Source organism: Actinacidiphila sp. bgisy160 (assembly GCF_057707815.1).
In genome coordinates, this window is record NZ_JBYIQW010000060.1 from 28050 (window position 1) to 44592 (window position 16543).

At 72.6% G+C, this 16543-nt stretch carries 15 protein-coding genes and 1 pseudogene; 7 read left to right on the forward strand and 9 right to left on the reverse strand.

The genetic code is table 11. The features are described 5' to 3' along the window. The 3 genes from AC3EUJ_RS31525 to AC3EUJ_RS31535 all read left to right on the forward strand — a co-directional run bounded on the left by AC3EUJ_RS31525 (position 1) and on the right by AC3EUJ_RS31535 (position 3804). Positions 1 to 603: a GTP-binding protein gene (locus AC3EUJ_RS31525; RefSeq protein WP_431967407.1), complete on the forward strand. Its 603-nt coding sequence runs from the start codon at positions 1 to 3 to the stop codon at positions 601 to 603. A 73-nt stretch (positions 604 to 676) separates the two neighbouring features. Then, complete coding sequence (locus tag AC3EUJ_RS31530) at positions 677 to 1912, forward strand: styrene monooxygenase/indole monooxygenase family protein (protein ID WP_431967409.1); 1236 nt, start codon at positions 677 to 679, stop codon at positions 1910 to 1912. Between the two features lie 467 nt (positions 1913 to 2379). Then, on the forward strand, positions 2380 to 3804 hold the full coding sequence (locus tag AC3EUJ_RS31535; RefSeq protein WP_431967411.1) for a selenium-binding protein SBP56-related protein: 1425 nt from the start codon (positions 2380 to 2382) through the stop codon (positions 3802 to 3804). Between the two features lie 13 nt (positions 3805 to 3817). On the opposite strand, the gene AC3EUJ_RS31540 is transcribed toward AC3EUJ_RS31535, so the two are convergent. From AC3EUJ_RS31540 to AC3EUJ_RS31570, 7 genes and pseudogenes are all read right to left on the reverse strand, one after another. Beyond that, positions 3818 to 4837, reverse strand: coding sequence for a zinc-dependent alcohol dehydrogenase family protein (locus tag AC3EUJ_RS31540; RefSeq protein ID WP_431967413.1), 1020 nt, complete (start codon positions 4835 to 4837; stop codon positions 3818 to 3820). Positions 4838 to 4922: 85 nt separating this feature from the next. Beyond that, on the reverse strand, positions 4923 to 5507 hold the full coding sequence (locus AC3EUJ_RS31545) for a TetR/AcrR family transcriptional regulator (RefSeq protein ID WP_431967415.1): 585 nt from the start codon (positions 5505 to 5507) through the stop codon (positions 4923 to 4925). 132 nt (positions 5508 to 5639) lie between these two features. Further along, entirely contained in the window at positions 5640 to 6788 is a 1149-nt protein-coding gene (locus tag AC3EUJ_RS31550) for a C40 family peptidase (RefSeq protein WP_431967417.1), read from the reverse strand. Positions 6789 to 6931: 143 nt separating this feature from the next. Next, positions 6932 to 7383 (reverse strand): annotated as a pseudogene (locus AC3EUJ_RS31555) (chitinase); the annotation flags it as partial. A 151-nt stretch (positions 7384 to 7534) separates the two neighbouring features. Next, complete coding sequence (locus AC3EUJ_RS31560; protein WP_431967419.1) at positions 7535 to 7801, reverse strand: hypothetical protein; 267 nt, start codon at positions 7799 to 7801, stop codon at positions 7535 to 7537. Positions 7802 to 7835: 34 nt separating this feature from the next. Next, a complete protein-coding gene (locus AC3EUJ_RS31565) occupies positions 7836 to 8588 on the reverse strand; it encodes a TetR/AcrR family transcriptional regulator (RefSeq protein ID WP_431967421.1) in 753 nt (250 codons plus the stop codon). A 30-nt stretch (positions 8589 to 8618) separates the two neighbouring features. After that, positions 8619 to 9521: an AurF N-oxygenase family protein gene (locus AC3EUJ_RS31570; protein WP_431967423.1), complete on the reverse strand. Its 903-nt coding sequence runs from the start codon at positions 9519 to 9521 to the stop codon at positions 8619 to 8621. 52 nt (positions 9522 to 9573) lie between these two features. Here AC3EUJ_RS31570 and AC3EUJ_RS31575 point away from each other — a divergent pair, with 52 nt between their 5' ends. Next, complete coding sequence (locus tag AC3EUJ_RS31575) at positions 9574 to 10656, forward strand: ferritin-like domain-containing protein (protein WP_431967425.1); 1083 nt, start codon at positions 9574 to 9576, stop codon at positions 10654 to 10656. A gap of 18 nt (positions 10657 to 10674) precedes the next feature. Here the strand turns inward: AC3EUJ_RS31575 and AC3EUJ_RS31580 are convergent, their stop codons facing one another. Together AC3EUJ_RS31580 and AC3EUJ_RS31585 are read right to left on the reverse strand one after the other, a co-directional pair. After that, complete coding sequence (locus AC3EUJ_RS31580) at positions 10675 to 12138, reverse strand: penicillin-binding transpeptidase domain-containing protein (RefSeq protein ID WP_431967427.1); 1464 nt, start codon at positions 12136 to 12138, stop codon at positions 10675 to 10677. Further along, a complete protein-coding gene (locus tag AC3EUJ_RS31585; RefSeq protein WP_431967429.1) occupies positions 12135 to 13532 on the reverse strand; it encodes an FtsW/RodA/SpoVE family cell cycle protein in 1398 nt (465 codons plus the stop codon). The genes AC3EUJ_RS31580 and AC3EUJ_RS31585 overlap by 4 nt, the downstream gene beginning before the upstream one ends. Before the next feature lie 262 nt (positions 13533 to 13794). Between AC3EUJ_RS31585 and AC3EUJ_RS31590 the strand changes: the two genes are divergently transcribed. The 3 genes from AC3EUJ_RS31590 to AC3EUJ_RS31600 all read left to right on the forward strand — a co-directional run bounded on the left by AC3EUJ_RS31590 (position 13795) and on the right by AC3EUJ_RS31600 (position 16472). Then, entirely contained in the window at positions 13795 to 14496 is a 702-nt protein-coding gene (locus tag AC3EUJ_RS31590; RefSeq protein WP_431967431.1) for a pentapeptide repeat-containing protein, read from the forward strand. A 60-nt stretch (positions 14497 to 14556) separates the two neighbouring features. After that, positions 14557 to 15144, forward strand: a complete 588-nt coding sequence (locus AC3EUJ_RS31595) for a pyridoxamine 5'-phosphate oxidase family protein (RefSeq protein WP_431967433.1) — start codon at positions 14557 to 14559, stop codon at positions 15142 to 15144. A 137-nt stretch (positions 15145 to 15281) separates the two neighbouring features. Further along, positions 15282 to 16472 (forward strand): transglycosylase family protein, encoded by a 1191-nt coding sequence (locus tag AC3EUJ_RS31600; RefSeq protein ID WP_431967435.1) that lies wholly within the window; start codon positions 15282 to 15284, stop codon positions 16470 to 16472. The last annotated feature ends 71 nt before the right edge of the window (positions 16473 to 16543 follow it).

Genomic DNA, 16543 nt, shown 5'->3' on the forward strand with positions numbered 1-16543 from the left:
ATGCCGTCCCTCGCGGAAGAAGACGGCCTGCAGGAGTGGCAGCTGGACGTGAGCCGTGCCCCCACCTCGACCAAGATCGTGGTGGCGGGCGGCTTCGGCGTCGGCAAGACCACCTTCGTCGGCGCGGTCTCGGAGATCACCCCGCTCACCACCGAGGCGGTGATGACACGGGCCAGTGAGGACATCGACGACCTCGGTTCCACCCCGGACAAGACCACCACCACGGTGGCGATGGACTTCGGCCGGATCACGCTCGACCGGGAGCTGGTGCTCTACCTGTTCGGGACCCCCGGCCAGCAGCGCTTCTGGTTCATGTGGGACGACCTGGTGCGCGGGGCGATCGGCGCGGTCGTCCTCGCCGACACCCGCCGGCTGGCCGACGCCTTCCCGGCGCTGGACTACTTCGAGAGCAGCGGCCTGCCCTACGCCGTGGCGGTCAACCACTTCGAGGGCACCACCGCCTACGACGAGATCGACGTCCGCGAGGCGCTCGCCGTGCCGGACGAGATCCCGGTGGTGATATGCGACGCCCGCGACCGCCAGTCGGTGATCCAGGTGCTGCTGGCCCTGGTCAAGCAGGCCCTCGTCGCCCAGCCGGAGTAGCAGTCTTCCGGGGGAGTCGTGGGGACGCCCACCGGACGCACCCAAGCCGCACCGTACGAGAGAGCATGCCGCCTTGCGCAAGATACTGATCGTGGGAGCCGGCCAGTCCGGGCTCCAGCTGGCCCTGGGGCTGCAGTCCCGGGGATACGAAGTCACCGTCATGTCCAACCGCACGGCGGACGAGATACGCCAGGGGCGTGTCATGTCCACCCAGTGCATGTTCGGCACGGCGCTGCGGCACGAGCGCGAGCTCGGCCTGAACTTCTGGGAGGAGCAGACCCCCCGGATCGAGGGGCTGGGCGTCTCGGTCGCCGCCCCCGACGGATCACGCCCCATCGACTGGGTGGGACGGCTCGACGCGTACGCGCAGTCCGTCGACCAGCGGGTGAAGATGGCCGGCTGGCTGGAGACCTTCGTCGAGCGCGGCGGCAAGCTGGTCGTCCACGGCGTGACCGTCGGCGACCTGGACTACTTCTCCCGGGCCTACGACCTGGTGATGGTCGCGGCGGGCAAGGGCGAGCTGGTCTCCATGTTCGGCCGGGACGCGGAGCGTTCCCCGTACGAGAGCCCGCAGCGTTCGCTGGCCGTCGCCTATGTGCACGGCCTCGCCCCGCGCCCGGAGCACCCCGACTTCCACGCGGTGCGGCTCAACATGGTGCCCGGAGCCGGCGAACTGATCGTGATCCCGGCCCTCACCACCTCCGGCCCCTGCGACATCCTGTTCTGGGAGGGGCTGCCCGGCGGTCCGCTCGACGTCTTCGACGGCGTCAAGGACCCGCGGGAACACCTGCGCGTCACTCTGGAACTGATGGAGCGTCATCTCCCTTGGGAGTACGACCGCGCGCGTGACGTCGAGCTCACGGACGCCGGTGGCACCCTGGCCGGGCGGTTCGCGCCGGTGGTCCGGCATCCCGTGGCGGAACTGCCCTCCGGCGGGCTGGTGCTGGGCGTGGCCGACGTCGTCGTGGCCAACGACCCGATCACCGGCCAGGGCTCCAACAGCGCCTCCAAGTGCGCGGCCGCCTACCTCGACGCCATCGTCGAGCAGGGCGACAAGCCCTTCGACCGGGACTGGATGGAGTCCGCCTTCGCCCGCTTCTGGACCACCGCCGAGCCGGTCACCAAGTGGACCAACGCCCTGCTCGGCCCGCCGCCGGAGCATGTCCTGGGCCTGATCGGCGCCGCCGGGCAGCTGCCGGCCGTGGCGAACCGCTTCGCCAACGGCTTCGACGACCCGTCGGACTACGAGTCGTACTTCTACGACCCGGCGGCGACCTCCGCCTACCTGGCCTCGGCCGCCGGAGCCTGACGGCCCGGGCGCCGGCGGCGCACACCGCCGGCGCCGGACGGCCCGCCGGTCTCAGCGGCCCAGGCGTGTCCGCTGCATCGAGGCGAGTCCCAGCACCACGGCGATGCACAGCAGGCCCCCAGCGCGGCCACGACGACGACGGTCGTCGCCTCGGGGACGAGGACCGGCTCGCCCTTGGCCGGCCGCACGGGTGGGGACACGACGGTGGCGTCGTCGTGAGTCACGAGGCGGCAACCTACTGCCGGCCCCGGTGTCCGGTCCGGCGCCGCCCGCGTACCGGCAACCGGGCCCGGCGTGGGGCGGGCCCAGCGGGCGCTCGCGGGCCCGCCTTGGCAGGTCCCCGGGGCTGTGAAACGCTCGTCATACGGGACATCCGTCCGGCGTCCGCACACAGATCCCGTACGGCCGAGCCAGGCTGCCCGTCGCAAGGCCCCTGGTCAGGGCCCCGTACGGGAGAGGGAACAGCCATGACGACGACCGAGCACGACCGCGACGGCCATCTGGACCCCACCTTGTACCGCACACCGGCGGACGCCATCGCCGCGCCCCCGGAGAAGCTCGCCTACGTCGTCGGCTTCGACCCGGCCGGACAGCGCCCGGACGCGCTGTTCACCGTCGTCACCGACCCCAAGTCCCCGGTGTACGGCCAGGTCGCCGCCCACGTCGAGCTGCCCGGCCGGGGCAACGAACTGCACCACTTCGGCTGGAACGCCTGCTCCAGCGCGCTGGCCCACGCCGGCCACAGCCATGCCGCGCGGCGCTACCTCATCGTCCCGGGGCTGCGCTCCTCCCGGCTGCACGTCCTGGACACCGGCCCCGATCCCGTCCGCCCGCGCCTGGTCAAGGTGGTCGAGGCGGGGGAACTGGCCGCCAGGGCCGGGTACTCGCGGCCGCACACCCTCCACTGCGGCCCCGACGGGGTGTTCCTGTCCTGCCTGGGCGGCGCGGACGGCGCGGACGGGCCGGGCGGTGTGGCGCTGCTGGACCACGAGACCTTCGACGTGCTGCGTGCCTGGGAGAGCGAGCGCGGACCGCAGCGGCTCGCCTACGACGTCTGGTGGCACCTGCGCCAGAACATCGCCGTGACCAGCGAGTGGGGCAGCCCCTCGATGATCGAGGACGGGCTGGTGCCCGAACTGCTGCTGGACCGCCGCTACGGGCACGCGGTGCACTTCTGGGACCTGGACGCCGGCCGGCACCTGCAGCGCGTCGACCTGGGGGACGAGAACCAGATGGTGCTGGAACTACGCCCCTCCCACGACCCCGAGGCGACCTGGGGATTCGTGAACACCGTCGTCGACGTCGAGGACCTGTCGGCGTCGGTGTGGCTGTGGACCCGCGAGGACGGGGACTTCACGGTCCGCAAGGTGATCACCGTCCCCGCCGAGCCCGCCCCGGCGGAGGACCTGCCCCCGGCGCTGCGGCCGTTCGGCGCCGTGCCCCCGCTGATCACCGACATCGACCTGTCGGTGGACGACCGGTGGCTGTACGTGTCGGCGTGGGGTACCGGCGACCTGCTGCAGTACGACGTGGGCGACCCGCGCCGGCCGAGGCTGACCGCGTCCGTGCGACTGGGCGGCATCGCCGGCCGGCGGACGCATCCCGCGGAGCCCGACGTCCCGCTGACCGGCGGATCGCAGATGGTCGAGCTCAGCCGGGACGGACGACGCGTGTACGTGACGAACTCCCTGTACGCCGCCTGGGACGAGCAGTTCTATCCCGAGGGCATCGACCCGTGGATGATCAAGCTCGACGCCGACACCTCCAGCGGCGGGCTCCGCGTCGACGGCGGCTTCTTCCCGCACGGCCCCGACTTCCGGGGGCTGCGGGTGCACCAGACGCGCCTGGAGGGCGGCGACGCCTCCTCGGACTCGTACTGCTACCGCCGCTGACCGCCGGGAGGCGTCACCCGGCGACGTCCACGACGACCTTGCCCTGGCCCTCGCCGCGCTCGACCACACCGTGCGCCTCGGCGGCCGTGGCCAGGGTGAAGCGCCGCGGGTCGAGAAGCGGCCGCAGTGCCCCGGCCTCGGCGAGGGCGGCGGCCTCGCGCAGGATCTCGCCGTGGTGCTCGCGCCCGCGGCCGGTGAGCATCGGCAGCAGCGTGAACACCCCGGAGTAGCTGGCCCCGCGGAAGGACAGCGGCGCGAGGCTGTGGCTGCCCCAGCCCAGGGCGCTGACCACATGGCCGGTGTAGGTGCGCACCGCGGTGAAGGAGGCGTCGAGCGTCTCCCCGCCGACGGTGTCGAAGACGATGTCGAAGCCCTCGCCACCGGTGTGCTCGGCGACGTAGGTGTCGACCGGGGTGGCGGTGCGGTCGATCGGGGTCGCGCCGAGGGCGGCGATGGTCTCCAGGTTCCGCGGCGAACCGGTGGCGAAGACCTCCGCGCCCCGGGCCCTGGCGAGCTGCACGGCCACGTGACCGATGCCGCCGGCGCCGCCGTGGACGAGCACCTTCTGTCCCTCGTGCACACCCGCCCGGTCCACCAGACCCTCCCAGGCGGTGATGAAGACCAGCGGGAGCGCCGCAGCCTGACGCATCGTCAGTGCGGCGGGCTTGCGGGCCAGCAGCCGGGCGTCCACGGCCGCGTACTCGGCGAGGGAGCCCTGCAGGTCGCCGACCCCGCCGGTCATGCCGAAGACCTCGTCCCCGGGGGCGAAGCCGGTGACGTCCGCACCGACCTCCTCGACCACGCCGGCCAGGTCCAGGCCGAGCACGGCGGGCGGCCGGGTGCGCGCGTGGGCGGCCTTCCCGGCGCTGATCTTGGTGTCCAGAGGGTTCACCCCGGAGGCCGCGATCCGGACGAGCACCTGGCCGGGACCGGGCGCGGGGGTGCGGATCGCGCCCAGGACGAGGGGGCTGCCGAACTCTTCCAGCAGGACCGCGCGCATGGTGGCGTCCACCGGGGGACGGGAGGAGGTCATCGGATGTCCTTTCGAACAGACAGGTCTGTTTGATTCGGGTCGGAGGAAGCCCTCGTCGACGGTGCGGACGAGGGTGGGGCCGGGATCAGGCGGCGGGCGGGCAGGCCCGGTCGACCGCGGCCCGCGCCGCGGCCTTGGCGGCGGCCGGCATCGCCGGGTTCTGCTCGAGCTTGCCCGCGGCCAGGGTGCCGTCGATGAGCAGGGTCAGCTGCAGTGCCAGTTCGTCGGGGTCCGCGGCGCCGGCCGCCTCGGCCAGCCCGCGCACCCATGCCCGGACGGCCCGCTTGTGCGCCGCGGTCACCTCGTGCGGCAGACTGCCCGGCTCGCTCTCCGCGGCGGCGTTGATGAACGGGCAGCCGTGGAAGCCGTGGCGCTCGTACGAGGCCGCCACCGCGTCGAACAGGCCCACCAGCTGCGCGCGGGGGTCGTCCCCGGCCGCCAGCGCGGCGGCCCGCAGCTTGCCCCGCCAGGAGTCGTCGACCCTGCGCAGGTACGCGGCGGCCAGCTCGTCCTTGGAGGGGAAGTGCACGTAGAGGGTGGACTTGGCCACGCCCGACTCGGCGATGATCCGGTCGACCCCCACGCCGCGCAGGCCGTGCGCGGCGAACAGCGCCTCGGCCGTGGTCAGTATGCGCTCGCGCGCCGGGGGACGCTTCGCCGTCGTGGCCATGGTGCTCACCGTGATCCTCGCCGGGGCCCGGCGGGCCCCTCGCGGCAAAACTAACAGACAGGTCTGTCCGATGGCGATGAGGCGCCGGTCACACCGGGACCGGGGCCCGCCGTCGCGGCGCGCCGCCGCGGCTCAGGAGCGCGAGGTGCCGCCGAGCGGCGTCGGGTCGGTGGCCGATTTGGGGGCGACCGGGGAGACGTAGCGCTTCATCGACGGGTCGCCGGAGTCCGGCCGGACGGCGCCCAGGACCGGGTTGGCGGCGATCGGGGAGATCTTGACGACGCCGCCGGGGCGCGGGGCCTGGATGACCATGCCGTTGCCGATGTACATCGCCACGTGCGTGGCGCCGGGGAAATAGACCACCAGGTCGCCGGGGCGCAGCAGGTTCAGCGGGACGTGCGGCAGCTGCTTCCACTGCTCCTGGCTGGTGCGCGGGATGGTGGTGCCCGCGTGCTCCCAGGCCCGTGAGGTCAGGCCCGAGCAGTCGTACGCCTTCGGGCCCTCGGCCCCCCAGACGTAGGGTTTGCCGAGCTGCGCGTAGGCGAAGCTCAGCGCCCTGTTGCCGGCCTTCGAGGGCGCGAGCGCCACGCTGCCGAGCCGGCCGGAGCGCAGGAAGGCCGCCTGCGCCTGGTCGATGCCCTGCTGCTCCATCCGCTGGAGGTCCTCGATCTGGGCACCGGTCAGGCCGGCGAGGATCCGCTCGACGTCGGCCAGCTGCCGCTCGATCTCCTCCTTGGCCTCGCGCTGCTTCTTCTCCAGCTGCTCCGAGCCGTCCAGCGCGTGCTGCTGGGCCCGGTTGAGCGCGGCGATCCGCTTCTCGCCGTTCTCCAGCTGGGCGACCAGCTCGGCCTGGCTGCCCGCGGCGCGGTCGAGCATGTGTCCCTGGGTGAAGGCGTCCTGCGGGTTGTCGCTGAGCAGCAGGTTGAGGTACGGGGAGACGCCGCCGGACTTGTACTGTTCCCGGGCCAGCTGCCCGGCCAGGGCGCGGGCGTCGCTGAGCGCGGTGCGCTCCTCGGCGAGCTGCCGGTCGAGGCGGTCGGCCTTGCTCTGGTTCTCCTCGAACTCGGCCTTGGCCTGGTCGTAGGTCTCGGTGGCCTGCTCGGCCTTGAGGTAGAGGTCCTGCAGCTGCTCGAGCAGCACCACGAGCGTCCGGTCGTCCGGCACCGGGTCGTCGGGCGCGGCGTGGGCCTGGGCGGGGATGCCCAGCGCCGCGGCGGCCAGCAGCGTCCCGCAGACGAGTGCCCTGCGCACCCACTCCATCGGTCGGTGTGCTGCTGACATACCGTCACCTCCGCCTGTCCGGCCGATACCTGCGGGTAGATCCTTACATGATCGGGTCGGCTGCGACAGAGGGACCGGCCGGAACGGGTGGCTCCGCGGGCCGCGCAGCCACCCGTTCGTCCGGTGTCATCCGAAACGGCGCCGAAGTTCCGGTGGAATTCCGCAGCGCCACTTGTCCCGGTTCACCGACCAGGTCATCAGGCCGTGCAGCGCGGGTGAGGTGCCGTGGGTGGCGTAGCCGCCGCAGTTGACCTTCCTGGTAAGGCAGTCGAGCGCCTTGTTCACCTCGGCCGGGGTGGTCCAGCCGTTGCCCGCGTTGCTGCTCGCGGGAGGGCCGATGGCCACCTGCGACGGGACGGCGGCGGGAACGCCCGGGAGGTGTGGCCCGCGACCGGGAAGCCGGTGAGCGGCATGTCGGTCATGGCGATGTGGAGGTCGGCGCCGCCCATCCGGTGGTACTGCTCGTCCAGTCCCATGATCGCCCGGAGTTGTGTCCTGGACGTGAAGGAGCGTCAGATCCTTGCGCAGTGCGTGGATCACCGGGGAGGTGCGCGCCGGCCCGCGGGTCCTGGGCGCCGTTCGGGCCCGGGCCGTAGGGCCGCTCCTTGGGGGGCGGGAAGAAGTGAGCGCGACAATCCGCGGCAACAGGTCCGGGCCAATCCCGTCAATCGTCCGGGCCAAGTCCCGCGGGCTCGTCACCCGATCACGTCCGGCGGCGGTCCGCCCGCGCGCGACCGCCCGGCGGCTCACGCCCGCGGCTTCGACCAGGGCCAGCGCGGCTTCCCCGGGCGGTTCCCCTCGGGGTCGTAGACGAAGACCCAGCGCGTACGGCGCTGCGCGCGCGGACCGGGACTGGGCTCGCGATGATAGATGTGCACAACAGGGGGTGCGCCGTCCTCTTGCGGAACCGGCACTTCGTACACCTTCGGAGGCTGCCCGGTGATGCCGGTCAGCACCCCCAGCACGCGGCCGTCCAGCGGCCCTCCGACGAATTCCGTGTCCTCATGCCTCACGGGCTCAGAGTAGGCCCTGCGGAGCGGGTCACGTTCAGGAAACGGCAGGTGGGAGCAGATGTGCGACTGCCTGGGCCAGCGGGGCCACCCGGCGGGCCAGGTCCCCGGCGGGGCTGCCGGCGGACTCCCGCTCCAGCGCGGCCAGCGCGACCCCGGCGGTCTCCTGGTCGGTGGTGGAAGTGACCAGCAGCAGTGCGACGAAGTGGTCCACCAGCCACCGCCGCAGCTCCTGGGCGGGCGGCTGCTTGCCCTCGTCCAGCCAGGTCAGCGAGACCGCCTCGACGCTCGCGATCCAGGAGCGGACCATCATCGCCAGCCGTGGTCCGGGGCGCGGTGCGCCCAGGTGCATCAGGATCTGCTCGGCCGCGCCACGCCGGACCCCGTCGACGATGGCGTCGGTCCGGCTGGTCTCGGCAACGCTGCCGCCGCGCAGCAGTGCCGAGTACGCCGCGTCGTGCTCGTCCACGTAGGCGAGGTAGCGGTCCAGCGCGTTGGACAGGCGCTGGGTCATCCCGCCCTCCGCGGGCTCCGCGAAGCAGGTCCGCAGTTCCTCGGCGGCGCCCCGCATGGCGGCCTCGTACAGCTGCTGCTTCCCGCCGGGGAAGTAGCGGTAGACCAGGGGGCGGGACACCCCGGCGGCCGCCGCCACGTCGTCGACCGAGACGTCCTCGGGCCTGCGGTGCCCGAAGAGGTCCAGCGCGGCGGCGAGCAGCTGGGTGCGCCGCTGCTCGACGCTCAGCCGGCGGTAGGCGGGAGCGGCGGGCGCCGGCGTCGAACTGCCGTTCATGAACGCCAGCGTATCCGCCCGCGCGTCGTGCTACCCGAGAAGCCCCGAGGTGCGCCACATGCGCCGTACGCCCGGGCCCTGGAACATGCCGATCTCGTCCAGAAAGTCCATGAGCTTCCGCGCGGCCTGCCGCATCACGTCGCGGCGGTGCGGGCTGGTGCGGGCCAGCTCGGCGGCGTACCGGGGGTCAAGACCCACCGAGGCGTACACCCGCGGGCTGATCAGCGACCGGGCGATCACCCGGGCGGCCTCGGCGGAGGCGACCCGGGTGAAGGCGAGCTCCCAGCGCGGCGCCGAGCCCATCTGGCGGCGCAGCTCCTCGCGGGCGTAGCGGATGTGCCGGGCCTCCTCGACCACGTGGATGCGGGTGACGCCGCGGGTCAGCGGCTGCACGCGCTCGTCCGGGAAGGTCAGCCGCTGCATCCAGTCGAGGATCTCCTCGGCGAGCAGGGCGCCGGTGAAGGAGCCGGGCGTGGTGGAGACCGACTTCAGCACCCGGCCGAGGTTGTGGTCCAGGCGCGACGGCCGGTACACCGGCGTGCCGAGCCTGGTCACCAGCCGCGCGAACATCTTCGAGTGGCGGCACTCGTCGGCGATCTCGGTCAGCGCGTAGCGGACGTGGGCGCTGGTGGGGTCCAGGTCGTAGGAGTGCCGCAGCAGCAGCTGCATCAGGATGATCTCGAACCAGATGCCGACCGAGGCCAGCGACGCCGCCTCGTGCCGGCTCAGTTCGATCCGCTGCTCCTGCGACATGTGCTTCCACAGCGGGGTGTCGTACAGGGAGCACAGCTCGGGCGGCCAGAACCATGCGCCGTCCTCGAACGGGGCCTCCCAGTCCAGCTCGGTGTCGGGGTCGAAGGAGTGCTTCGCGGAGGCGTCGAGCAGCCGCTCCGCCACTTTTTCACGCGTTGCAAGAGGGGTGCCAGCGGTCATGCTCTTATGAGACTGTGTGTCAGCAAGCCCGTCAAGAGTCGAGGAGACGCCAATGCCGTCGCAGGACAACTTGTGGGAGATCCCGGCTTCCGGAGCCGCCCGCTTCTCCTGGGAGTACGACGACGGGCGCGACCGGCTGCTGGCCCTCTACCAGAAGGGCAAGGACAAGCAGTGGGACGCGGTCACCCGCATCGACTGGGACACCGAGGTCGACCCGTACGACCCGCTCGGCGTGCCGGACCAGAACATGACCGTCCACGGCACGCCCTACTGGGACAAGATGTCCGAGCGGAACAAGCGCGACATGCGCCGCGCCTACGCCTCGTGGCAGTTCAGCCAGTTCCTCCACGGGGAGCAGGGCGCCATGGTCTGCGCCGCCCGCATCGTGGAGTCGGTGCCCGACCTCGACGCCAAGTTCTACTCCGCGACCCAGACGATGGACGAGGCCCGGCACGCCGAGATCTACTCCCGTTTCCTGCGCGAGAAGGTCGGCATGGTCTACCCCATCAACGACTCGCTGCAGGCCCTGCTCGGCGACACCCTGCGCGACTCCCGCTGGGACATGCCGTACCTGGGCATGCAGGTGCTCATCGAGGGCCTGGCACTCGCCGCCTTCGGCATGCTCCGCGACACCACCGACAAGCCGCTGCCCAAGCAGATCCTCGCCTACGTCATGCAGGACGAGGCCCGGCACGTGGCCTTCGGGCGGATGGCGCTGCGCGACCACTACAAGCAGTTGTCCGACGCCGAACTGCGCGAGCGCGAGGAGTTCGTCATCGAGGGCTGCTACCTCATGCGCGACCGGCTGCGCGGCGCCGAGGTGCTGGAGGACTTCGGCATCCCGCGGCAGGAGGCGGAGGAGCTCAGCGAGCGCTCGGAGTACCTGCAGCTCTTCCGCAAGCTGCTGTTCAGCCGCATCGTGCCGTGCGTGAAGGACATCGGGCTGTGGGGCGAGCGGCTGCAGCGCGCCTACGTCGACATGGGCGTCCTGGAACTGGGCGACTCCGACCTCGACCTGCTGATGGCCCAGGACGAGGAGATCGCCGAGAAGCTCGACGCCGAGCGCTTCGCCAGGGAGGAGACCGAACGGGCGGCCGAGGTCGACGAGGCCATCGCGCTGGGCGCCCAGGACTGACCGGGGCCGGGCACGGGATCAGTGCCCCAGTACCGCGCGCATCACCGCGCGGGCGACCGGGGCCGCCTCGCCGCCGCCGCTGATGTCCGCGCGGTCCGCGGCGGCGTCCTCCACGACGACGGCGACGGCGACCTTCGCCGGGGCCCCGCGGCTCTCCTTCGCCCAGGAGATGAACCAGGCGAACGGGTTCTTGCGGTTGTCCTCGCCGTGCTGCGCCGTGCCCGTCTTGCCGCCCACCAGCACGCCGGGCAGGGCGGCGTTGCGGCCCGTGCCGTGCCGCACCACGGCGACCATCATGTCCTGCATCGTGAACGCCACGGATGCGTCCATCACCTGCCGGTAGGCCCGCTCCCCGGTGATCTCCAGCGGAAGGCCGGCGCCGTCGGTGGTCCGGTCCACCAGATGCGGGTACATCAGCGTGCCGTCGTTGGCCACGGCCGCGGCGACCATCGCCATCTGCAGCGGGGTGGCCCGGGTGTCGTACTGCCCGATGGACGACAGGGCCAGCTGCGCCCGGTCCATGCGGCGGTCGAAGACGCTGACCGCGGGGTGCGAGGGGACGCCGATGGAGGGGTCGTTGAAGCCGAAGGCCTCCGCCGTCTCGCGCATCGCCCGCAGGCCCACGTCGTCGCCGAGCTTGCCGAAGACGGTGTTGCAGGAGACGACGTACGCGTACCTCAGCGGCGCGTCCTCGCAGCCCGCGGACGCCGACTCGTTGCCCAGCGTCGTCGTGGAACCCGGCAGGGGATAGGGGTCCGGGGAGTCGGTGGGCTCATCGACGTCGGTGACGACCCCGGAGGTGAGCGCCGCGACCGCGGTCACCGTCTTGAAGGTCGAACCCGGCGGGTAGGTCTGGCGCAGCGCCCGGTTGAGCATCGGCTGGTCCTCGGCGGTGACGAACCGGTGCCAGGCGCCGAGCGCCTCCGGGCCGGTGCCGGCGATCACGCCCGGGTCGTACGAGGGCGTGCTGACCAGTGCCAGGATGCGGCCGGTCGCCGGGTCGAGGGCGGCGACCGCGCCCTTCTTGCCGCCCAGCGCCTTGTACGCGGCCTCCTGGGCGGCCGGGTCGATGGTGGTGCGGACGTCGCCGGGGCGCCGCGGCGCCCTGCTGATCGCGTTCCACAGCGGGAGCGCGGACAGGCTGGGAGAGGAGCCCGAGAGGACGTCGTCGGCGGCGGCCTCGAGCAGGGCCGTGCCGTACGTCTGGGAGGAGAAGCCGGTCACGGGCGCGTAGAGCGGGCCGTCGGCGTAGGTGCGGACCCAGTCCAGCTGGGCGCCGGTGGACCGGGAGCCGGTCACGGGCCGGCCGCCGACGAGGATGTCGCCGCGCGGCTGCGCGTAACGGTCGATCGGCACCCTCCGGTTGGCCGGGTTGGCGTCGTACGCGGGGGCCCGAACCACCTGGACCCGGATGGCGTTCACCAGCAGGGCGACGAGGAGCAGCAGGCACAGCGCCGCCGCGCGGCGGGCGTACGGGGTCACGCCGCGTCCGCCCCGCCGGCGGCGGTCCGGCCGGTGCCCGGGCCGGGCACCGGCCGGCGGGCGGTGTCGCTGAGCAGGATGAGCAGCGCCACGATCACCCAGTTGGTGACGACCGACGAACCCCCCTGTGCCAGGAAGGGCATCGCCATCCCGGTCAGCGGGATCAGGTCCGTCACCCCGCCGGCGATCACGAAGACCTGCAGCGCGACGATCGAGGCCAGCCCCACGGCCAGCAGCCTGCCGAACGGCTCGCGGACCGACAGCCCCGCCCGGTAGCCCCGGGCCACCAGCAGCCCGTACAGCAGGAACAGCGCGGTCAGCCCGGTCAGCCCCAGCTCCTCGCCCGCGGTGGCCAGGATGAAGTCGGACTTGGCCGCGAAGCCGATCAGGATCGAGTGCCCCTCACCCAGGCCCGCGCCCAGCAGTCCCCCGGCGGAGAACGCGAACAGCGACTGCGCCAGCTGGCCCGGCCCCCGGCCCGCCTCGATGCCGGCGAAGGGGTGCAGCCAGTCCGCCACCCTGGAGTGCACGTGCGGTTCGAGTGAGCCGACGAGGAAGGCGCCGGCCGCCGACAGCAGCAACCCGATCGCGATCCAGCCGGTGCGGCCTGATGCGACGTAGAGCAGGATCACGAAGAGTCCGAAGAACAACAGCGAGGTCCCCAGGTCGCGTTCGATGACCAGCACGCCGAGACTGATCGTCCAGACCGCCAGTACCGGGCCGAGCACCCGGCCGGTCGGCAGTTGCAGCCGGCGGAAGCGCCAGATCCGCCGGCCGGCGTAGGCGAGCGCGGCGCGGTTGTCCGCGAGGTACGCCGCGAAGAACACCGCCAGCAGCACCTTCGCGAACTCGCCGGGCTGGAAGGAGAAGCCCGCGACCCGGATCCAGATCCGGGCGCCGTTCACGGCGGGGAAGAGGCTCGGCGCGATCATCAGCACCAGGGCCGCCACGACGCTCAGGTACGCGTACCGGGCCAGGGCGCGGTAGTCGCGCAACAGCAGGACGACCGCGATGAACAGGGCCACGCCCAGTCCGGACCAGATCAGCTGTGCCGGGGCGGCGGAGTCGGGCGTCTCCAGGTCGAGGCGGTAGATCAGGACCAGGCCGAGGCCGTTGAGCAGCACCCCGATCGGCAGCAGCAGCGGGTCGGCGTACGGGGCGCGCAGCCGCACCGCCAGATGGGCCACCAGCGCCAGGCCGCCGACCGCCGCGCCGTAGCCGAGCGCGCCCCGCGGTACGGCGCCCTCGTGCGCCAGGCCCACGGCGCAGTAGCCGTACACCGGGATCAGCACCGCGCCGACGAGCAGTGCGAACTCGACGCCCCGGCGCCGGGGCAGCGGGACGGCGGGCACGGCGAGGGCCGGCGGCGAGGTCCCGGGGGCGGGGGCGGTCATGGGACGCAACGTAGCAAGACATCACGGATAAATCGTTCATATTCGTGAAGGGCGGCGCTGTCACAGCGGGCCACTAGGGCGTGTTTCGAAAGTCCCGCCTGTCCCGCGACGCCTGGCACGGCACCTCGCTGCGTTGTCGAATCGTCCGAGTAGCCCACTACGAGGACGACTCTCCGCCTTGCGATGCACCGCACCAGACGCCGCGGGACCCGCCCTTCGGGCGGCCGGCGCTACTTTCGAAACACGCCCTAGCGTGGCCGCCATGACCTTCAAGGCACCGCAATCCCTGTCCGAGCTGCCGTACGCGCAGGCGCTGGAGCCGTTCGGCGAGTCCGTGCTGGGCGTCGAGGAGCGCTACGACACCGTCCGCTTCGACGGCCTCACCCTCGGCGAACAGGACGCCGGCGGTGCCGTCTTCCTGGAGTGCGCGATCACCGACACCGTCTTCGAGCGCGGCAGCCTGCGCCGGGCGCGCTTCAACGAGGTCTGGCTGCAGGGCGACCGCTTCGTCGGCACCTCGGCCGCCGAGACGAACTGGATGGACGCCACCGCCGACTCCTGCGTGCTCGCCGGGGTCGAGGCCTTCGGCGCGGTGCTGCGCCGGGTGGTCTTCCGGCGCTGCAAGTTCGACTCCGTCAACCTGCGCACCGCCCGGCTGCACGAGGTCGTCTTCGAGGACTGCGTACTGCGCGACGTCGACCTCGGCGGCGCCCGCCTCAAGGACGTCTCCTTCCCTGGCACAGCCCTGGAACGCCTGCGTCTCGGCCGCGCCGAACTCGACGCCACGGACCTGCGCGGCGCCACCCGCCTCGACCTCGCCGACGGCCACGACTCGCTGCGCGGCGCCGTCATCGGCAGCGCCCAGCTGCTCGACCTGGCCCCGGCGCTGGCCGCCGCGCTGGGCATCGCCGTCCGGGACGGCGAGGACGGGCGTCCCCGCGGTCGCGGTCCCCGGCGGCGCTGACCCGTCCGGTGGCCGGAAAGGTGCGGCGGGAGCCGGGGCTCGCGCCGCAGAATCACAGACATGGGAAAGACGTACGAACGCATCGACGGGCGCCTGCGCGCCTTCATCGAAGAACAGAAGGTCTTCTTCACCGCCACCGCGCCCCTGTCCGGCGACGGGCACGTCAACCTGTCGCCCAAGGGTCTCGACGGTTCCTTCGCCCTCCTCGACGACCGCACCTTCGCCTACGCCGACCTCGGCGGCAGCGGCGCCGAGACCATCGCCCACCTGCGGGAGAACGGTCGCATCACCGTGATGTGGTGTGCCTTCGCCGGTCCGCCCACCGTCGTGCGGGTGCACGGGCGGGGCGAGGCCGTCTTCCGCGACGACCCGCGCTGGGACGACCTGCTCCCGCACTTCTCCGACGACATCCGCAAGCGGACCGACCTCCGCGCCGTCATTGTCGTCACCGCCGAACGCATCAGCGACAGCTGCGGATTCGCCGTCCCCTTCATGGACTTCCGGGAGGAACGGCCGCTGCACACCCAGCGCTTCTCCCGCGAGACCGAGGAGTCCTTCAGCGACTACTGCGTGAGCAAGCCGTACGTCGCGGTCAGCCTCGACGGCCTGCCGGGTCTGCCGCTCCCGCTGCCGCCCCGCACGTCCTGAGGGAGCCCCCCCGCGCCAACCCGGTTCCGGGCCGCACGGTTTGGGACGACAGAGTCTCAAAAGCACCCTTGCGGCGGCAAGATCCCTCTGTCGTACTTGTACGGCCGTGTGTCCGGAGCCGAGAGGTGGTCCTCCCCATGCCCGTACGGCCCGTACGCGGTCGCCACCGCAGACCCCAGCCGCCGAGCCGGCTCTCGCCGGTGGCCGTCGCCGTCACCGCCGCATCCGGCGCGGGGCTCGCGCTGCCGTTCATCGCCGCCACGGGTGCGGACGCGGCCACGGCCGGTACGTGGGACAAGGTCGCCCAGTGCGAGAGCAGCGGCAAGTGGCACATCAACACCGGCAACGGCTACTACGGCGGGCTGCAGTTCGCCCAGTCGACGTGGAAGGCTTACGGCGGCACGAAGTTCGCCACCCAGGCCGACCTGGCGACCAGGTCAGAGCAGGTGGCGATAGCCGAGCGCGTCCTGGACGGGCAGGGCCCCGGGGCGTGGCCCGTGTGCGCGCGGCGCGCCGGGCTCTCTCGGGGCGGCGGTGGGGACGGGCCGGAGGCGCAGGCGGCCCCGGTGAGGAGAAGCGAGAAGAAGACCGGGAAGCGGGCCGACAGGAAGCCGGAGCCGGACCGTCACCCCGCGGCGCGGGACGACTCCTACACGGTCGTCAGCGGGGACACCCTCTCCGGGATCGCCGAGGAGCAGGACGTCCTCGGCGGCTGGCAGCGCCTCTACGACGTGAACCGCCGGATCGTCGGAGCCGACCCCGACCTCATCCTCCCCGGACAGGAACTGTCCGTGCCCGGCGCGGAGCCCGCGAAGGCCGCCAAGCCTGCGAAGCCGGGGAAGAGCGCGAAGCCGGGGAAGAGCGCCAAGCCGGGGAATGGCGCCAAGCCCGCGGAGCGGCGGGCCGCACCCGCCTCGGCCGCGGGGACGTTCGTCGCGCCGGTCGGCGGGGCGCTCGGCACCCCGTACCACCGCAGCGGATCCCACTGGGCCAGCGGTTACCACACCGGCCAGGACTTCACGGTACCCACCGGCACCTCCGTCAAGGCGGTCGCCGCGGGCACCGTCGTCGAGGCCGGCTGGGGCGGCGCGTACGGCTATCAGGTGGTGATCCGGCACCACGACGGCATGTACACCCAGTACGGCCACCTGTCCTCGCTGACCGTACGTGCCGGTCAGTCGGTGGCCGCGGGCCGCCAGGTCGGCCGCTCGGGCTCCACGGGCAACACCACCGGCCCGCACCTGCACTTCGAAGTGCGCACGGGCGAGGGGTACGGCTCCGACGTCGACCCGGTGGCCTACCTGCGGCGACACGGGGTGCGCCTCTAGCGGGACCAGGTCGCAGGGGGGGGGGGGGGGGGGGGGGGGGGGGGGGGGGGGGGGGGGGGGGGGGGGGGGGG